The organism is Intrasporangium calvum (assembly GCF_028446585.1).
GTDB lineage: Bacteria > Actinomycetota > Actinomycetes > Actinomycetales > Dermatophilaceae > Intrasporangium > Intrasporangium calvum_A.
On sequence record NZ_JAPFQL010000002.1, the window covers coordinates 15,059 to 32,921 of the forward strand.

The 17,863-nt window shown below is 70.7% G+C and carries 16 protein-coding genes; 4 read left to right on the forward strand and 12 right to left on the reverse strand.

Features of this window, described 5'->3' with window-relative positions:
* Positions 1-7 precede the first annotated feature (7 nt).
* Together dnaJ and hrcA are read right to left on the reverse strand one after the other, a co-directional pair.
* A complete protein-coding gene (gene dnaJ, locus OO014_RS00735; RefSeq protein ID WP_272460388.1) occupies positions 8-1,135 on the reverse strand; it encodes a molecular chaperone DnaJ in 1,128 nt (375 codons plus the stop codon).
* Positions 1,136-1,197: 62 nt separating this feature from the next.
* Positions 1,198-2,241 carry a heat-inducible transcriptional repressor HrcA gene (gene hrcA, locus OO014_RS00740; protein ID WP_272460311.1) on the reverse strand — a complete coding sequence of 348 codons (1,044 nt, stop codon included), beginning with the start codon at positions 2,239-2,241 and terminating at the stop codon, positions 1,198-1,200.
* 145 nt (positions 2,242-2,386) lie between these two features.
* On the opposite strand from hrcA, the gene OO014_RS00745 reads away from it, so the two are divergent.
* A complete protein-coding gene (locus tag OO014_RS00745; protein ID WP_272460312.1) occupies positions 2,387-3,277 on the forward strand; it encodes a DUF3097 domain-containing protein in 891 nt (296 codons plus the stop codon).
* 39 nt (positions 3,278-3,316) lie between these two features.
* On the opposite strand, the gene OO014_RS00750 is transcribed toward OO014_RS00745, so the two are convergent.
* From OO014_RS00750 to OO014_RS00765, 4 genes are all read right to left on the reverse strand, one after another.
* Entirely contained in the window at positions 3,317-4,753 is a 1,437-nt protein-coding gene (locus tag OO014_RS00750; RefSeq protein ID WP_272460313.1) for an aldehyde dehydrogenase family protein, read from the reverse strand.
* A gap of 41 nt (positions 4,754-4,794) precedes the next feature.
* A complete protein-coding gene (gene hemW / locus OO014_RS00755; protein WP_272460314.1) occupies positions 4,795-6,039 on the reverse strand; it encodes a radical SAM family heme chaperone HemW in 1,245 nt (414 codons plus the stop codon).
* 134 nt (positions 6,040-6,173) lie between these two features.
* Positions 6,174-6,470 carry a hypothetical protein gene (locus OO014_RS00760; protein ID WP_334685020.1) on the reverse strand — a complete coding sequence of 99 codons (297 nt, stop codon included), beginning with the start codon at positions 6,468-6,470 and terminating at the stop codon, positions 6,174-6,176.
* Between the two features lie 98 nt (positions 6,471-6,568).
* Positions 6,569-7,828, reverse strand: coding sequence for an MFS transporter (locus OO014_RS00765; RefSeq protein ID WP_272460315.1), 1,260 nt, complete (start codon positions 7,826-7,828; stop codon positions 6,569-6,571).
* Positions 7,829-7,923: 95 nt separating this feature from the next.
* Here OO014_RS00765 and OO014_RS00770 point away from each other — a divergent pair, with 95 nt between their 5' ends.
* Entirely contained in the window at positions 7,924-8,739 is an 816-nt protein-coding gene (locus tag OO014_RS00770; protein ID WP_272460316.1) for a tyrosine-protein phosphatase, read from the forward strand.
* 48 nt (positions 8,740-8,787) lie between these two features.
* Here OO014_RS00770 and lepA read toward each other — a convergent pair whose 3' ends face one another.
* The 4 genes from lepA to OO014_RS00790 form a co-directional block, all read right to left on the reverse strand.
* The gene (gene lepA / locus OO014_RS00775; RefSeq protein ID WP_272460317.1) at positions 8,788-10,632 is read right to left on the reverse strand and encodes a translation elongation factor 4; all 1,845 of its coding nucleotides are present in this window, start codon (positions 10,630-10,632) and stop codon (positions 8,788-8,790) included.
* A gap of 248 nt (positions 10,633-10,880) precedes the next feature.
* A complete protein-coding gene (locus tag OO014_RS00780; RefSeq protein ID WP_272460318.1) occupies positions 10,881-11,918 on the reverse strand; it encodes an ABC transporter ATP-binding protein in 1,038 nt (345 codons plus the stop codon).
* A complete protein-coding gene (locus OO014_RS00785) occupies positions 11,915-13,495 on the reverse strand; it encodes an ABC transporter permease (RefSeq protein WP_272460319.1) in 1,581 nt (526 codons plus the stop codon). The genes OO014_RS00780 and OO014_RS00785 overlap by 4 nt, the downstream gene beginning before the upstream one ends.
* Before the next feature lie 26 nt (positions 13,496-13,521).
* Positions 13,522-14,550 carry an extracellular solute-binding protein gene (locus OO014_RS00790; RefSeq protein WP_272460320.1) on the reverse strand — a complete coding sequence of 343 codons (1,029 nt, stop codon included), beginning with the start codon at positions 14,548-14,550 and terminating at the stop codon, positions 13,522-13,524.
* Between the two features lie 138 nt (positions 14,551-14,688).
* On the opposite strand from OO014_RS00790, the gene OO014_RS00795 reads away from it, so the two are divergent.
* Entirely contained in the window at positions 14,689-15,240 is a 552-nt protein-coding gene (locus OO014_RS00795; RefSeq protein WP_272460321.1) for a type II toxin-antitoxin system PemK/MazF family toxin, read from the forward strand.
* Between the two features lie 69 nt (positions 15,241-15,309).
* Here OO014_RS00795 and rpsT read toward each other — a convergent pair whose 3' ends face one another.
* Entirely contained in the window at positions 15,310-15,570 is a 261-nt protein-coding gene (gene rpsT, locus OO014_RS00800; protein ID WP_272460322.1) for a 30S ribosomal protein S20, read from the reverse strand.
* Positions 15,571-15,784: 214 nt separating this feature from the next.
* On the reverse strand, positions 15,785-16,744 hold the full coding sequence (gene holA / locus OO014_RS00805) for a DNA polymerase III subunit delta (RefSeq protein ID WP_272460323.1): 960 nt from the start codon (positions 16,742-16,744) through the stop codon (positions 15,785-15,787).
* Between the two features lie 73 nt (positions 16,745-16,817).
* Between holA and OO014_RS00810 the strand changes: the two genes are divergently transcribed.
* Positions 16,818-17,807, forward strand: coding sequence for a prohibitin family protein (locus OO014_RS00810; protein ID WP_272460324.1), 990 nt, complete (start codon positions 16,818-16,820; stop codon positions 17,805-17,807).
* The last annotated feature ends 56 nt before the right edge of the window (positions 17,808-17,863 follow it).

The window sequence follows — 17,863 nt, forward strand, 5'->3', positions numbered from 1 at the left end:
CCCGCCCTCACTTCTCCTTGAAGGCGTCCCGGATCTTGCCGAAGAGGCCCTTGTTGGGCGTCAACCGACCCTCGGGCCGCTCCTCACCGCGCAGGGCGGCGAACTGGCGGAGCAGGTCCTCCTGCTCGTCCGTCAGCCGCGTGGGCGTCACCACCGTCGCGTGCACGAGGAGGTCGCCGCGGCCACCGTGCCGCAGGTGCGTCACCCCGAGACCGCGAAGGGTGAAGACGTCGCCGCTCTGCGTCCCGGGCTTCACCTCGAGGTCCTGCATCCCGTCGAAGGTCGACAGCTTGAGGGTCGTGCCCAGGGCTGCCGCCGCCATGGGCAGCTCGACCGTGCAGTGCAGGTCGTCGCCGCGCCGCGTGTAGGTCTCGTGGTTGGTGACCCGGATCTCGACGTAGAGGTCGCCCTTGGGTCCGTTGCCCGGGCCCACCTCGCCCTCGCCGGTCAGCTGGATGCGGGTGCCCGTGTCGACGCCGGCCGGGATCTTCAGCTTGAGGCTGCGGCGGGTGCGGACGCGGCCTTCGCCGGAGCAGTCGTGGCACGGGTCGGTCAACGTGGATCCGTAGCCCTGGCAGTTGACGCAGGGGCGCGAGGTCATGACCTGCCCGAGGAAGCTGCGCTGCACCTGCTGGACCTCGCCGCGGCCCTGGCAGATGGGGCACGTCTGACGGCCGGTGCCGGGCTCGGCTCCGTCACCCCCACAGCGGGAGCAGCCGATCGCGGTGTCGAGGGTCAGCTCCTCCTCGGAGCCGAAGACCGCCTTGGCGAGGTCGATGTCGAGACGCACGAGAGCGTCCTGGCCCCGCTGGACCCGAGGCCGCGGGCCCCGGGTGCCCGCCGTGGCGCCCGCGCCGAAGAAGGCGTCCATGACGTCGCTGAACGAGAAGCCGGGACCGGCCCCGAAGCCGGCGCCGCCCGTCGCGAACGGGTCCGCACCGAGGTCGAAGGAGCGCCGCTTGTGCGGGTCGGACAGGACGTCGTAGGCCTGCGAGACGCGCTTGAACTCCTCCTCCGCCTCGGGTCCGGGGTTGACGTCAGGGTGCAGCTTGCGGGCGAGCCGACGGTAGGCCTTCTTGATCTCCTCCTGGCTCGCATCACGGGAGACACCGAGGACGGCGTAGTAGTCGTTCAAGCGGGTGGTTCCTGTCATCTTCGTCTGGCGTCAGGTCGGCGTTGCACAGGTGCAACGCATGATCATGCGTTGTTGTTCTCGTCGAGGATCTGGGACACGTAGCGGGCAACGGCCCGGACCGAGGCCATCGTGGTCGGGTAGTCCATCCGGGTGGGGCCGAGCACGCCCAGGCTGGCGACCCGCTCCAGACCACTGCCGTAGCCCATCGAGACGAGGGACGTCGTCTGCAGGCCGGACACGGGGTTCTCCGAACCGATTCGCACGGAGACGGCGTCGGGGTCCTCGCCGAGCTGCCCCAGGAGCCGCAGCAGCACGACGTGCTCCTCGAGGGCCTCGAGGATGGGCGCCACCGACGTGGCGAAGTCACCGCCCGACCGAGCCAGGTTGGCCTGGCCGGCCAGCACGACCCGCTCCTCACGCTCCTCGACGAGCGCATCGCCCAGCGCGGAGACGATCGCCTCGACGATGGGCCGCTCCTCGGTCGGGGCGTCCTCGACGAGCCGGCGCAGCTCGGTCGCGGCAGCGGTGAAGGGGACCCCCGCGGACACCTCGTTGAGGGAGGCCCGCAACCGGCCGATCAGCTCGTCCCCCTCGGGCCCGCCGGGCATACTGCGCGCCTCCACGACGCGCTGCTCCACGCGCCCGGTGTTGACGATGAGGATGACCATCAGGTGCGCCGCGCCCACCGGCACGAGCTCGATGTGCCGCACCGTGGACCGGGTCAGCGACGGGTACTGCATCACCGCGACCTGGCGGGTCAGACCGGCGAGCAGGCGCACCGTGCGGTCCACGACGTCGTCGAGGTCGACGGCGCCCTGGAGGAACTGGCTGATCGCCCGCCGCTCCCCCGCGCTCAGGGGCTTGAGGTGGCTGAGCCGGTCGACGAAGAGCCGGTAGCCGGCATCCGTCGGGACCCGCCCGGCGGAGGTGTGCGGCGCGTGGATCAGCCCCTCCTCCTCGAGCTGGGCCATGTCGTTGCGCACCGTGGCGGCGCTGACGCCGAGATGGTGCCGGTCGACGAGCGCCTTGCTGCCCACGGGCTCGGAGGTCTGGACGTAGTCCTGCACGATCGCCCGCAGCACCATCAGCTTGCGTTCCTCGCTCATCGCCTCGCCCACCTCCTCTGGCACTCTCGTCGAACGAGTGCCAAGTCTACGTCGTCGTCCCTTGCGTCGCGAACGCCGAGACCACGTCCCCACCCCGCGCCCGCGTGGCGTTCCGGCTGGGACCGAGCCCAGCGGCATACGCTCCATGATCGTGTCCTCCCACGATCGCTACGGCTCCGACGTCCTCTCCGGTGACTGGCGCGCGCCCCGACGAGGACGCTCGGTCGACGTGCCAGCGGAGCCCGGCACCGTGGTCGAGGACGTCGAGACCGGCTGGGTGGGCGCGGTGGTCCGCGTCGAGAAGGCCGGCGGCATGCACGTCGTGCACCTCGAGGACGGCCGCGGGCGCGTGAAGGCGTTCCCGTTGGGGCCGGGCTTCCTCATCGACGGGCGCCCCGTCACCCTGACCAAGCCGGTCGCGGCCGCAACGGCCGCGCTCGCCCAGGCCCGCACGGCGTCCGCGCGGACGGCGAGCGGCTCGGTGGCGGTGCACGACGCAGTGGCCCGAGTCGCGAGCGGGTCCCGCATCTACGTCGAAGGGCGCCACGACGCGGAGCTCGTCGAGAAGGTCTGGGGGGACGACCTCCGGGTCGAGGGGGTCGTCGTCGAGATGATGGACGGCGTCGACGACCTGGCCGGCATCATCGCCGAGTTCCAGCCGGGCCCCGGGCGACGGCTCGGCGTGCTCGTCGACCACCTCGTGCCCGGCACGAAGGAGGCACGCATCGTCGAGCAGGCCCTGGCTCTGCCCGGCCTCGCGCAGCATGTGCGCATCCTCGGCCACCCCTACGTCGACGTCTGGCAGTCGGTGCGACCGGCGCGCCTCGGGTGGGAGCAGTGGCCGGTCATCCCGCGCGGGGTCTCGTGGAAGCACGGCATCTGCGCCGCGCTCGGCTGGCCGCACGAGACCCAGGCCGACATCGCGCGGGCCTGGAAACGGATCCTCGGCACCGTTCGGACCTATGCCGACCTCGAGCCCGCGCTGCTGGCGAGCGTCGAGGAGCTCATCGACTTCGTCACCGAGCCGGGCAGCTGAGTCACTCACCCGCCGGCCCGGGTCAGTGACCGGGGCACCTCAGGGACGTGGCGGCGCGACGAAACGACGCACGATCGCCTCCTTGAGCGACGTGAACGGGGGGTAGATCGCCACGAGGGCATCCGGCCTGGCCGGCACGTCCAGCACGGCCTTGGCGTGGCTGAACAGCGCCATGGACTCTTCGCCGTGGTACTTGCCCATCCCGCTCGGCCCCACGCCGCCGAACGGCAGGTCCGGCGCGGCCATGTGCAGGAGCGGGGCATTGAAGCCCAAGGCTCCTGAGGACGTGTCCCGGATGAACCTGCGCCGAGTCTCCGCGCGGTTGGTGAAGACGTAGAGGGCGAGCGGCTTGTCGCGCTCGGTGATGAACTCGATCGCCTCGTCGACACCGCCGACCTCGACGAGCGGCAGGATCGGCCCGAAGATCTCCTCCTGCATGGCCAGGTGGTCCCCGTCGACACCGTCGAGAATCGTCGGCTCGATGTAGCGGGAGGCCCGGTCCACCTGGCCACCCCGGGTCACGTGCGCCCCGTTGATGAGGGCAGCGAGCCGCCCGAAGTGCCGCTCGTTGACGATCCGCCCGTAGTCGTCCGAGAGGGCCGGATCTGCGCCGTAGAACTCGCGGATGGCCCGGTCGAGGAGGGGTTTGAGGGCGTCGAGGACCGGACGCGTGGCGATGACGAAGTCCGGCGCCACGCACGTCTGCCCGGCGTTGGTGAACTTGCCCCACACGATGCGCCGAGCCGCGGTATGCAGGTCGGCCCCCTCGTCGACGAAGGCCGGCGACTTGCCACCGAGCTCGAGCGTCACCGGGGTGAGGTGCTGCGCCGCGGCTTCCAGCACGATCCGGCCCACCGCGCTGGTGCCGGTGAAGAAGATGTGGTCCCACCGCTGGGCGAGCAGCTCGGTCGTCTCGGGCGCTCCCCCCTCCACGACCCTGACCGCGGCCGGGTCCACGTAGCGGGGCAGCAACCGGGCGAGCGCCGCGGAGGTCGCGGGTGCCAGCTCGCTCGGCTTGAGGACCACGGCGTTGCCCGCGGCGAGGGCGCCGACCACGGGGGTGAGGGACAGCTGGACCGGGTAGTTCCACGGGCTGATCACGAGGACGACGCCGAGCGGCTCCCGCACCACCTTCGCGCGCGCGGGTCGCATCCACAGCGGAAGGGAGGTGGCGCGCGGCCGGACCCACGACCTGAGCCGGTTGAGTGTGTGGGTGATCTCGTTGGAGGTGAAGCCCAGCTCTGTGATCCACGACTCGGTGCCGTGCTTGCCGAGGTCGGCCTCGAGCGCTTCGACGAAGGCCGCCTCCTGCTCCGCGAGCATTCGCTGCAGCCCCCGCAGCTGCGCGGTTCGCCAGGCCAACGGCTTCGTCACACCGGCGCCGAAGACTCCCCGGAGCCCCTCCACCAGCTCGGCCGCATCGAGCGCGCCTCCGCTCCCGGTCTCCGGCGCTCCCGGTGGGATCGTCTGGGTCATGGCCACTCCTCGCCTCTGGGGTCTGGTCTCGGGGCGTGCGGTCAGGGCGCGATGAGCCGGTGCACCACGGTGTCGGCGAGCAGCCGGCCCCTGCGCGTCAGCACGACCCTGCCGTCCCGAACTGCCGAAGGACCGTCCACGAGCCCGTCGGCGATGAGACCGGCGACGGCCGCACGCCCTGATACTCGCAGGTAACTCAGCGGCAGTCCTGCGGTGATCCTTGTGGTGAGGAGCACAGTCTCGTCATAGCGCTGCTCGTCGGTCAGGGTCTCCCGCGCGTGGGCAGGAGACTCGCCGGCCGCCAGCCGCGCGGCATAGGCGGCGGGATGCTTGACGTTCCACCAGCGCACGCCACCGACGTGGCTGTGGGCGCCCGGACCGATCCCCCACCAGTTCGACCCGGACCAGTAGGCGACGTTGTGCCGGCAGCGCGCCTGCGCCGAACGGGCCCAGTTGCTGACCTCGTACCACTCGAGGCCCGCAGTGGTCAGCACCTCGTCCGCGAGCTCGTACTTGTCGGCCTCGTCATCGTCCTCGGGCATCATGATCTCGCCGCGGCGGACCTGGCGAGCCAGCTTGGTGCCCTCCTCGACGACGAGGGCGTAGGCCGAGACGTGATCCGGCTCGAGGGCCAGGGCCGCCTCGAGGCTGCGACGCCAGTCGTCGAGCGACTCCCCGGGCGTGCCGTAGATGAGATCGACGCTCACCTGCAGGCCGGCGGCACGGGCGGCCGCGACGGCTCGAGCGACGTTGTCCGGGTCATGGGTCCGCTCGAGCGTGGCGAGGACGTGTGGCACGGCCGACTGCATGCCCAGCGAGACCCTCGTGAAGCCGCCTGCCGCCAGCTCGGCCAGCGACTCCGGCGTCACCGAGTCGGGGTTGGCCTCCGTCGTGACCTCCGCGCCGGGCCGGAGCCCAAAATGCTCCCGTATGCCGCTGAGCACCCTCACGAGGTCAGCCGACCTCAGCATCGTGGGAGTTCCACCCCCGACGAAGACCGTCGACACCGGCGGCGCCGCGTCGCCGAGGACGCGACGCGCCACACCCAGCTCCGCGATCGCCGCGGCAGCATAGGTGTCGAGCCCGATGGACGGGCCGTCCCCGTCGCGGGCCGACAGCTCCGTCAGCGTGTAGGTGTTGAAGTCGCAGTAGCCGCATCGCACGGAGCAGAACGGCACGTGCACGTAGATGCCGAGGTCGGTGGTCCCGAGGCCAGCCAGGGCCGAGCTGGGGAGCTCGCCCGAAGCGGGAGCCGGGTCTCCGTCGGGGAGCGAGCTGGGCGGCATACGGCCATTGTCTCAGGGCGCAGCAGCGCAGGCGGACGCCGAGACCTGCGATCAGCCCTTGGCTCGCGCTCGTCGCCCGGGTCAGCCGGCCGCACGCCGGATCAGCGCGGCGATCCGCTCCTCGACCTGCGGGGTCAGCTCGGTGACGGCGAACGACGTCGGCCACATCTCGCCCTCGTCGAGGCTGGCCTCGTCGTTGAAGCCGAGCGTGGCATAACGCGCCTTGAACTTCCCGGCGTTCTGGACTCCGCGATCTTGCCGAGCACGTCTGCGAGGTCATCGCCCTGGCCGGCGGTGCCGCTGCGCCGACGCGCCGCCTTGATCTCCTTGGCGTGCTCCTTCATCGCGGCCCGCTCCTCCGCGGTGAACCCCTCGGCCGGCTCCGGGGACCGACTGGAGGACTTCGGGGTGGCGCGGTTCGTCTCGGCCATCGTGCTCTCCTCGCTGCTTCGGCTCGTCGTCTCGTGCTGCTCCCCCAGTCTTGCTGGCACGCCCACGGCGGACTTCTCCAGAACTGACGGATGCCGGGTCAGCCGGAGTGGGTGGTGACCCCGTAGCGCTCCCTGGACGCGAGAGCCCAGCGTGCCGCGGGGAGGGTGACGAGGGCAATGCCGACCATGAGGCCGGCGAGCATGAACCAGCCGCGCTCTCCCTGCTCGACACAGAAGTACGTCACCACGGGCGGCCCGATGACGGCCGTCACGGAGAAGCCCAGCCCGGCGAAGCCCTGGTACTGCCCCTGCTTCTCGTGCGGAGCCAGGCCGAGCTGCAGGCCCCACTGACCACCCGACCCGATCATCTCCCCGACGACGTGCACGAGGGAGCCCGCGACGAGGACGACGATGGCCGCCCAGTAGCTGCCCCGCCCGGCGAGCGCGACGAGGGCGAAGCCAGCGGCGATCCAGAGCGAACCGCGGACGAGCGCCTTGGCGCCGGCCTCGACGGAGTCCGACCGTCTGGAGAACCGCACCTGGAAGAGCGCGACCATGGCGGTGTTGACGATGAGCAGCACCGCGACCATGACGGTCGGGGCCGCGGTGCGCTCCGAGATGTAGAGGGCCAGGCCGAGCTCCATGACGACGAAGTGCAGCGTGAAGAGCCCGGTCAGCGCGGAGATGACGACGTAGGGCCAGTCCCGCAGCACGGCCAGCCTGGGCTCTCCCTCGCCGCGCTCGTGGGCGGGCAGGTGCGGCAGGCGCGTGCTGTTGAACGCAGCGAAGCCGGTCAGCGCGGCGTTGAGGACGAAGACGGCGACGTACGCCCACACGTCGTCGACGATGAGGGCCGCACCCCCCAGCATCGACCCGAGCCCGATGGCGGAGTTCGTCACCGCGCGCAGGTAGGCCTTGAAGAGGACCCCACGGCCACCGGTCGCGAGCTGGGCGATGACCCCCTGGTTGACGGCACCCGCGCCGCGCTCGAAGAAGGCGAGGATGCCGAGCAGCAGGGCCAGGGCCCACGGCGAGCGAGCGAGCACCGGCGGCGCGCTGAAGATCGCCGCGCCCGTCATGAAGAAGGTGAGCACCTCCCGCGGTCCCCGGGTGTCGCCCCAGTGCCCCGCCGGCACCTGCACGACCATGCCGACGACGGCGCCGACCGACATGGCAAGAGCCACCTCGTTCGGGGCGAAACCCACTTGCCTGGTGAAGTAGAGGGCGCTGGTCGTGATGACCGCACCGGTCCCGAACCGGTTGGCGAACTGCCCGAGGGCGAGGATGCGCAGGTCGCGGTCGACCGGGATCCCGCGACGGGTGAGCCGCTCCTCCACCGTTGGGTCCTCGACGGTCACTCCGGGTCCTTTCGTCGCACATATCTCGATATCAAGATATGTGCAGGAAGCGGAGTCCGCGCAAGCCGTTTTCCCGGATCGCTTATCGTCGTGAGGTGCACCAACCCCACTGGATCGACCTGCCCGGCGTCGTCAACATGCGAGACCTGGGCGGCCTGCGCACCGAGAGCGGCGACGTCGTGCGGTTCCGGCGCCTGCTGCGGTCGGACAACCTCCAGGACCTCCCCGCGGCCTCCGTGTCACTGCTCCTCGAGGACTTCGGCGTCAGCGACGTCATCGACCTGCGCACGCACGTCGAGGTGGCCAAGGAGGGCGACGGCCCGCTCCGGGCCACCGCGGTGCGCCATCACCACCACTCCCTCTACCGGGAGGACAGCGACGAGTCCGGCATCCCGGCGGCGGAGCGGGCCCTCCCCTGGGAGAAGGACGAAGCGGAGGCCGCGGTGCTGCACGAGCGGCGCAACGGCCATCACCCGAGTCACGAGGAGTTCTGGTCGGAGCACTACCTCTCCTACCTGGCCAAGCGACCGGACTCCGTGCTCGCTGCCCTGCACGCCATCGCGGCCAGTGACGGCGCGGCCATCGTCCACTGCGCCGCCGGCAAGGACCGCACCGGCACCATCGTCGGTCTGGCGCTGAAGGTCGTCGGGGTGCCCGACGAGGTCGTCATCACCGACTTCGCGGCGTCGGCGGAGAAGGTGGGTGCGATCCTCGACCGGCTGCGCAGCAAGCCCGCCTATGCCGAGAACCTCAAGCACAAGACGGTCGCCCAGCAGTCACCGACGACGGACACGATGCGCAGGCTGCTCACCGCTCTCGAGACACGGCACGGCGGCGTCCACGGCTGGCTCGCCGAGCAGGGCTGGTCGGCCGCCGACACCGAACGGATGCGCCGCAAGCTCCTGGGCTGAGGCGGTGCGCGGCGTGAGCCGCGCCCCCTCCACGCCAACCGCCTGCGGCTACTTCTTCGCCTTCTCCCCGCCCCCGTCCGAGGACAGCGCCGCGATGAAGGCCTCCTGCGGGACCTCCACCCGGCCGACCATCTTCATCCGCTTCTTGCCCTCCTTCTGCTTCTCGAGCAGCTTGCGCTTGCGGCTGATGTCGCCGCCGTAGCACTTGGCGAGCACGTCCTTGCGGATGGCGCGGATGTTCTCTCGCGCGATGACCCGAGAGCCGATGGCCGCCTGGATCGGCACCTCGAACTGCTGGCGCGGGATGAGCTCCTTCAGCTTGGTCGCCATCATGACGCCGTAGGAGTAGGCCTTGTCCTTGTGCACGATCGCCGAGAAGGCGTCGACCGACTCCCCCTGGAGCAGGATCTGCACCTTGACCAGGTCGGCCACCTGATCGCCGTCCGGCTCGTAGTCGAGCGAGGCATAGCCGCGGGTCCGCGACTTGAGCTGGTCGAAGAAGTCGAAGACGATCTCTGCCAGCGGCAGCGTGTAGCGCATCTCGACGCGGTCCTCGGACAGGTAGTCCATGCCGCGCAGCTGTCCCCGCTTCTGCTGGCAGAGCTCCATGATCGCCCCGACGAACTCGCTCGGGGCCAGGATGGTGGCCCGGACGATCGGCTCGCTCACCGAGGCGATCTTGCCCTCGGGGAACTCGCTCGGGTTGGTGACGTGGATCTCCCTGCCGTCGTCCAGCGTGACGTCGTAGACGACATTGGGCTGCGTCGAGATGAGGTCGAGGTTGAACTCACGCTCGAGGCGCTCGCGGACGATCTCGAGGTGGAGCAGGCCGAGGAAGCCGCAGCGGAAGCCGAAACCGAGCGCCGCCGACGTCTCCGGCTCGTAGACGAGCGCGGCGTCGTTGAGCTTGAGCTTGTCGAGGGCCTCGCGCAGGTCGGGGTAGTCCGAGCCGTCGATCGGGTAGAGCCCGGAGAACACCATCGGCTTGGGGTCCCGGTAGCCACCGAGGTCCCGGGCCGCGGGCTTGCTCGCGTTGGTCACGGTGTCACCGACCCTGGACTGGCGCACGTCCTTCACCCCGGTGATCAGGTAGCCGACCTCGCCCACGCCGAGCCCCTTGGACGGGACCGGCTCGGGGCTGATGACGCCGATCTCGAGCAGCTCGTGCGTCGCCTTGGTCGACATCATGACGATGCGCTCGCGGGGGTTGAGATTGCCGTCGACCACGCGGACATACGTCACGACGCCGCGGTAGGTGTCGTAGACGGAGTCGAAGATCATCGCGCGGGCCGGGGCGTCCGGGTCGCCGACGGGGTGCGGGATCTGCGCGACGATCTGGTCGAGCAGCGGCTCGACGCCCTCACCGGTCTTGCCGGAGACCCTGAGGCAGTCCGCCGGGTCTCCGCCGATGAGCTTGGCGAGCTCCTCGGCATACTTCTCCGGCTGCGCCGCAGGCAGGTCGATCTTGTTGAGGACGGGGATGATCGTGAGGTCGTTCTCCATCGCCAGGTAGAGGTTGGCGAGGGTCTGGGCCTCGATCCCCTGGGCGGCGTCGACGAGCAGGACGGCGCCCTCACACGCGGCAAGGCTCCGCGAGACCTCGTAGGTGAAGTCGACGTGACCCGGGGTGTCGATCATGTTGAGGGCGTAGGTCTGACCCGCGCTCTCCCAGGGCATCCGGACGGCCTGGCTCTTGATCGTGATGCCGCGCTCGCGCTCGATGTCCATCCGGTCGAGGTACTGCGCGCGCATGGCCCGCGAGTCGACGACACCGGTGAGCTGGAGCATGCGGTCCGCGAGGGTCGACTTGCCGTGGTCGATGTGCGCGATGATGCAGAAGTTGCGGATCAGCTCGGGCGGCGTTGCGTGGGGCGCAAGCGCGGTACGGGCCATGGGCGACACGGTGGGACGAACCTCGCTGGGTGTGCTGGGGTGGGATCAGGACAGTCTCCCACGCTTTGGGCGGCCGCTTTTCACGTATGTCGCTGGGCCGGGTCCCGCACCCGCCTTGCCGCGTGCGGGTGCCTGCTGGGGCGGCCCGGCTCCAGTAAGCCCATCGAAAGAGCAGTTCGCGACACCCGGGCCCCAATCGAAAGAGCAGTTCGCGACAAAGGACGTGTCGCGAACTGCTCTTTCGATTGTCAGGTGGGGTAGACCAGTGCCGGGCCGATGACCCGGATCGCGACGTCGTCACCGCGCTGGAGCGGGGCGACCGTGCGGGCCAGGACCCGGACGGGCTCGGCGTCGGACATGACGGTGAGGCGGGCGAGCGCGTCGTGCCCGAAGAAGCTGACGTCGTCGACGTGCGCTCCCTTGGCGCCGCGCTCGACCCGAGCATCGACCCGGATCTGCTCGGGCCGGATCACGGCCACGACGGGGCCGTCGGCCGGGATCGAGGACCCGTGGATCGGGAGGCGACCGAGCACGGTGTCGACCACGAGACCGGACTTGGTGCCGGGCAGCTCGACGAGGTCGCCGACGAAGCGGGCCACCTCGAGGTCGACGGGGCGGTGGTAGACCTCGGTCGGGCTGCCGTGCATGACGAGCCGGCCCTGCTCCATCACGGCGACCGAGTCGGCCATCGACAGGGCCTCCTCCTGGTCGTGGGTGACGATGATCGCGGTGGCGTCGATGCTGCGCAGGACTTCGTTGACCTCGTCGCGGACCTGGGCCCGCAACCCGGCGTCGAGGGCCGAGAAGGGCTCGTCGAGCACGACGACGCGGGGGCTCGGAGCGAGGGCCCGGGCGAGCGCCACGCGCTGCTGCTGCCCGCCGGACAGCTGGTCGGGACGGCGCTTGCCGAGGCCGCCGAGGCCGACGAGCTCGAGCATCTCGTCGACGCGCTTGCGGCTGGCCACGGAGCGGGGAAGTCCATAGGCGACGTTGCTGGCGACGTCGAGGTGGGGGAAGAGGGCACCTTCCTGCGGGACGATGGCCACCCCCCGTCGTTCGGGAGCGATGTGCACGTTCTCGGCGACGACGGGTCGGCCGTCGATCTCGACGCGTCCCCGATCGGGTCGCACGAACCCGGCGACGATGCGCAGCAAGGTCGTCTTGCCACAGCCGGACGGCCCGAGCACCGCGGTCAGCTCGCCGGACGAGACCGTGAGGTCGACGTCGGCGAGTGCCGTGGTGGACCCGAAGGCCTTCGACACCCCAGAGAGCTTGACTTCACTCACAGGTCCTCCGTAGCGGTGAATCGTCCCTGCGCACGCATGAGCCAGAGCGTCGGCAGCACGGCGAGCAGGACGAGGGCAAGAGCGTAGGGGGCGGCCGCGGCGTAGGCGGCGACACCGGTCTCGGTCCACAGGCTCGTGGCCAAGGTGTTGGCGCCGGTGGGGCGCAGGAGCAGCGTGGCCGGCAGCTCCTTCATGATCGTCAGCATGACGAGCGCGGTGCCGGCGGCGATCCCGGGGGCAGCCAGCGGGATGGTGACCCGGCGCAGCACGGTGATCGGGGAGCTGCCGAGCGATCGGGCGACCTCCTCGATGCGCGGTGAGCTCATCGCGACGGCGCCGCGCACCGCACCGAGCCCCGCGGGCAGGAAGAGGACCGCGTAGGCGATGAGCAGCAGCGGCGTGCGCTGGTAGATCGGCTGGGCCACCCGCACCCCGAAGAAGACGAGCGCCAGGGCCACCACGATGCCGGGCAGCGCGTGGCCGGCCCAGGTCGCGGTCTCGACGACGGCGCTCGCGCGGCTGCGGTGCCGGGCGACGAGCACGCCGATCGGGACGGCGAGTGCCATGGTGGCCACGGCCCCGAGCACGGCGAGCAAGACGGTGGTGCCGGTGCTGGTGAGCAGCCGCTCGGTGTCGATCCCGGCGGAGAGCCCGGTCGCGAACCAGTAGAGCAGCGAGGCGACGGGGAAGGCGAGCGAGACGAGCAGGACGGCGACGACCAGCCCCGAGGCCAACGGGCCGAGCGCCCCGAGCCGGTGCAGCTCGGCGCGCCGGGCCACACCGCCCCCGACGCGGGTCTGCTCGACGGGGCGGCGGGTCCACCGCTCCCCCACGGCGATGACGACGGTGATCACGACGAGCAGCGTGGAGAGGACGGCGGCCGGCGTCCGGTCGAAGGTGGCCGTGTAGGACGTGTGGATGACCCGGGTGAAGACGTCGTACTGGAGGATCGACACCGCCCCGAAGTCGCTCAGGGTGTAGAGCGCGACGAGCAGGCCGCCGGAGGCGGCAGCCGGCCACACCTGACGGGCCGTGACGGTCCAGAAGGTGCGCCACGCAGACCGACCGAGGCTGCGGGACACCTCCTCCTGGGCCGGGTCGACGGACCGCATCGCGGCGACGACCGGCAGGTAGACGTAGGGGTAGGTGCAGGCGGTGAGGACGATGGTGGCGCCGATGAACCCGCGCGCCCACGGCACCGCCGCGACCCAGGCAAAGGCGGCGACGTAGCTGGGGATGGCGAGCGGCAGCGGGGCGAGGACGGCCAGGACCCGGCGGCCGGGCATCGCGGTGCGGGTCACCAGGGCGGCCATGGTGATGCCGATGAGGAGGCAGAGACCGGTGACCACGGCGGCCAGGCCCAGGCTGCGCCCGACCAGGGCGGCGGTTCCGGGCCGGTTGAGGATCTCCACGACCCGGTCGGGTCCGGCCTCGAAGGTGCGCACGAGGAGGTATCCCAGCGGCAGGACGGCCAGGGCGGCCCCGGCCAGCGCGGGCAGGACGAGCCACCAGGGCGGCCTGCCGTGGTCCTCGCGACCGCGGAGACGCGACAGCGCGCCGGGGGCCGTCTCGGCCACCGGGCGCTCCGTCGTCGTCAGCTCGCTCAGGTGAGACCCACCTCGTTGAGCATGGCCAGCGTCGTCTCGAGGGAGTCGAGCTTGTTGAGGTCGATGCTCGACTTCTCGAGGTCGGCGAGCGGCGGCAGGTCGTGCTTCGATGCGATCCCGGCGACGACCGGGTACTCAGCCGTCTCGTCGGCGAAGTACTTCTGGGCCTTCTCGGAGAGGAGGTAGTTCACCGCCTTGAGGGCGGACTCCTTCTGGTCCGTCCCCTTGAGGATGCCGACGCCGGCCACGTTGATCAGCGCGCCCGGGTCGTCGGAGCCGAGGAAGCGGATGCGCGCCGTGACGGCGTCGGCGCCCTTCTCGGCCACCCGCTCGTACCAGTAGTAGTGGTTGAGCAGCCCGAGCGCGACCTCGCCCTTGTCGACGCCGTCGAGCACGAGGATGTTGTTGTCGTACTTGCGCGGCTCGTTGGCCTTGAACTTCGTCAGCCATTCCTTGGCACCGTCCTCGCCCTTGGCGACGCGCAGGGCGGTCACGAAGGCGTGGAACGACGCGTTGGCGGGCGCGTACCCGACCTTGCCCTTGTACTTCGGGTCGAGCACGGCGTCGATCGACGTCATCTGCTCGGCCTCGGGCGCCAGAGTGGGGTTGTAGCCGATCACCCGGGCCCGGGCGGAGGTGCCCACCCACTGGCCGTTCGGGTCGGCGAAGCCGTCGATGACGCGGTCGGTCACCGCGGCGTCGAGCGCCTCGAGCCGCCCAGCCTGGGCCAACGCGCCGAGGGCGCCGGCGTCCTGGCTGAAGAACAGGTCGGCCTTCGTCGCTTCGCCCTCCTCGAGCAGCTGCGCGGCCAGCTCGCTCGAGCCGGCGTAGCGCACCCCCACCTTGACGCCCGTCTCCTTGGCGAGGTCGTCGAGGATGCCCTTGACGAGCGACTCGCTGCGGCCGCTGTAGATGACGAGGTCGGCCCCCTCGGTCGTGTCCGTCGGCCCGTCGCTCCCGCAGGCCGCCGCGCCGAGGAGGGCGATCGCGGCGAGGGAGGCGCTGAGGATTCGGCGAACGTGCACGTGCTGCTCCTGGCAGTTGGTCCAAGTTAGGTCAGACTTACCTTAGTGCACCCGGAACGGTGCTCCGACCCGTGTTCCTCCTCGTGGAACGCACATCACACCGAGCCGGCCGGCCCACCCGTCAGTACGGTGAACCCCATGCCTCGCCACCTGACCGCAGCCCTGGACCGAGTCACCACCGTCCTGCGCCGCCTCGCCCGCCCTGCCAGGCCCGCGCGGGGCCACGACTCCCCCGCCCCGCCGCGTGGTCAGGCGCGAACGGGAGCCGGCCCAGCGGCATACGGCCCCTATGCCGGCGACGCGACGACGCTCCCGGACATGACCTACGCCCCGGCCGTCGACGGCGAGCCCGACCCCGGGGAGATCGTGTGGGCCTGGGTGCCGTTCGAGGAGGACCACTCGCGCGGCAAGGACCGGCCCGTCCTCGTCATCGGCCATGAGGGCGACCGTCTCGTCGCCCTCCAGCTGACCAGCCGGGACCACGACCTTGACGAGCACCAGGAGCGGCGGGCCGGACGCGAGTGGGTCGACATCGGCTCGGGCTCATGGGACGGCCGCGGCCGATCGAGCGAGGTGCGGGTCAACCGGCTGCTGCGCCTCGACCCGCGGCACGTGCGACGCGAGGGCGCGGTGCTGGGGCCGGACCGCTACGAAGAGGTGGTCGCCGCGGTCCGGCGCCACCACCGCTGAAGGCGGGCCACATGCGACGAGCCCCTCACCCGGATCGGGTGGGGGGCTCGGTGCGACGTGCGGGACGCGTCAGAGCGACGCGGCCTTCTTGGCCATGGCCGACTTCTTGTTGGCGGCCTGGTTCTGGTGGATGACGCCCTTGGAGACGGCCTTGTCGAGCTTCTTCGAGGCGGTCTTCAGCGCGTCGGCAGCGGCGTCCTTGTCACCGGAGGCCGCGGCCTCACGGAACTTGCGGATCCAGGTGCGAAGCTCGCTCTTGACCGCCTTGTTGCGCTCCGTGCGCTTCTCGTTGGTCTTGATGCGCTTGAGCTGCGACTTGATGTTTGCCACGTGACGTTCTTTCTTGGTCGGGATGGTTGCCGTTAGAGGGCGGCAGAGCTGCTCGGGACCGGGCGTGGGGCACCCTTGCGTGAGCGGCTCCGGAGTGGTGCCTGCATGCGCGCACGACCTGAGCGCGCACGCAAGGAACAAAGTTACCAGCGGCGCACCTCACGCTCCAAACCCGGCGTGGTCCGTCGCTGCTGCCGTATGCCGCTGGGCTCGGTCAGTGCCCGGCGCGGGCCCGGGTGATCGTCAGGATCGCCCGCTCCACGGCGTAGACGGGGTCGCGTCCGCCGCCCTTGACCTCGAAGTCGGCGGCCGCGACGGCCTGCAACGCGACCGCGAGCCCGTCGCCGGACCAGTGGGCCACGGCTCGGCGGGCCCGGTCGACCTGCCAGGGGGCCATGCCCAGGGTCTTGGCGAGCTGCGCCGAGCTCCCCCGGCCGGCGGCACCGACCTTGATCAGCTGGCGCAGCTGCGAGGCGAGGACGGCGACGATCGGGACCGGGTCGACGCCGGTGGCGATGGCGTGGCGCAGCAGCCGCAGCGCCTCGCCGGCCTGCCCGGCGACGGCCGCGTCGGCGACGCGGAAGCCAGAGGCCTCGACCTTCCCCCCGTGGTACGTGTCGACGACTGCGTCGTCGATCGTCCCCTCGGTGTCCGCGACGAGCTGGGCGCAGGCGGCGGCGAGCTCACGGACGTCCTTGCCGACCGCCTCGACGAGAGCACGCACGCCATCGCTCGTGATCTTGCGCCGGGCGCGAGCGAACTCCTTCATGACGAAGTCGGACTTGTCGCGATCACTCTTGATGGCCGGGCAGTCGACCACGTCGGCGCCGAGCTTCTTGAGGGTGTCGATGACCTTCTTGCCCTTCATCCCGCCGCCGTGCGCCACGACGAGGGAGACGTCGTCCAAGGGCCCGCCGAGGAGGCTGAGCAGGTCCAGCTGCAGCTCGTCCGGCGACTCGTGCAGACCCCGAACGACGATGCACTTGGTCCCACCGAAGAGGGACGGACTGGCATGCAGGATCAGCGAACCCGGCTCGTAGCCGGTCGCGTCCACCCGGATCACATCGGCGCCGGCGGCCTTGGCTGCGGTGACGAAGCGGGCGACCGCCCGCTCGACGAGGACCTCCTCAGGACCGCTGACGAGCGCGAGGGAGGGAACGGCAGCGGCGGTCATGGCGTCCACTGTGCCATGGGGCTGAGACAACCCGACGCCCTCCCCGACGCTTCACAGAACCAGAGAGAAGGTCATGGTCTCCATCGTCCTCGCCGTCACCCTTGCCGCGGTCGGCATCGTCCTGCTCGGGCTGCGCAACCAGCCCCAGAGGCTGCACCGCTTCGCGGCCATCCCGTTCCTCCTCGCGCTCGCCGTGCTCGGGGGCGCCAGCTTCTACAAGCTCGACGCCGGTGAGGCCGCGGTGACCAAGACCTTCGGCACCGTGGGCGACACGGCGATCAGCGCCACCGGCCTGCATGTGAAGGCCCCTTGGCAGGACCTCATCACCTTCGACATCCGCAACCAGACGATCTCCCTCGACGAGAGCAGCGGCCGCGTCTCCACCGTGACCAGCGACAACGCCACGGTTGCCTACGACGTGACGATCCGCTACTCGCTGAATCCGGCCAAGCTGCCCGAGATCATCCGGCAGTACCCCGACCAGGAGTCGTTCATCGCCCGCGCGGTGCTTCCCGGCGTCTCCTCGGTGACCCGCGACGCCCCGACGACCTTCACGGCCGCGACGGTCCGTCAGTCCCGCTCCGAGCTCGCCCTGCGCATCACGGAGGGGCTGGAGAAGCGTCTGGGCGGGGTGGGCGTCACCGTGGAACAGGTGGACCCGCGGGCCATCGCGCTGGACGCGAACGTCCAGGCCAACTACGACAAGGTGCAGAGCTCGCTCGCCAACGCCGAAGCCGCCAAGGCCGATCTCCAGACCGCGCTCGCCAAGGCCGAGATCACCAAGACCGAGGCCCAGGCGACGTCCGACGCCGACCAGATCATTCGGTGCGGCGCCACCAGCACCCAGGTCCGGGAGCTGATCAACGGCAAGGAGGTCACGGCGGTCAAGGTCGTGCCGGTGCCGACGGACAAGTGCCAGAACCGCCTCAACGAGCAGGTCCTGATGAGCAAGTACATCGACATGCTCCGTGAGCACAGCGACTCCCTCATCGTCGTGCCCCAAGGGACGCAGAACCTGCTCCAGCTCCCTGCTGTGCCCGGAGGCCAGAGCAAGTCCGAGTGACTGCCTCCCTCATCTCGAGTGGCCCCGGAGTCCACAGGTCGGCCTGTGCACACCGG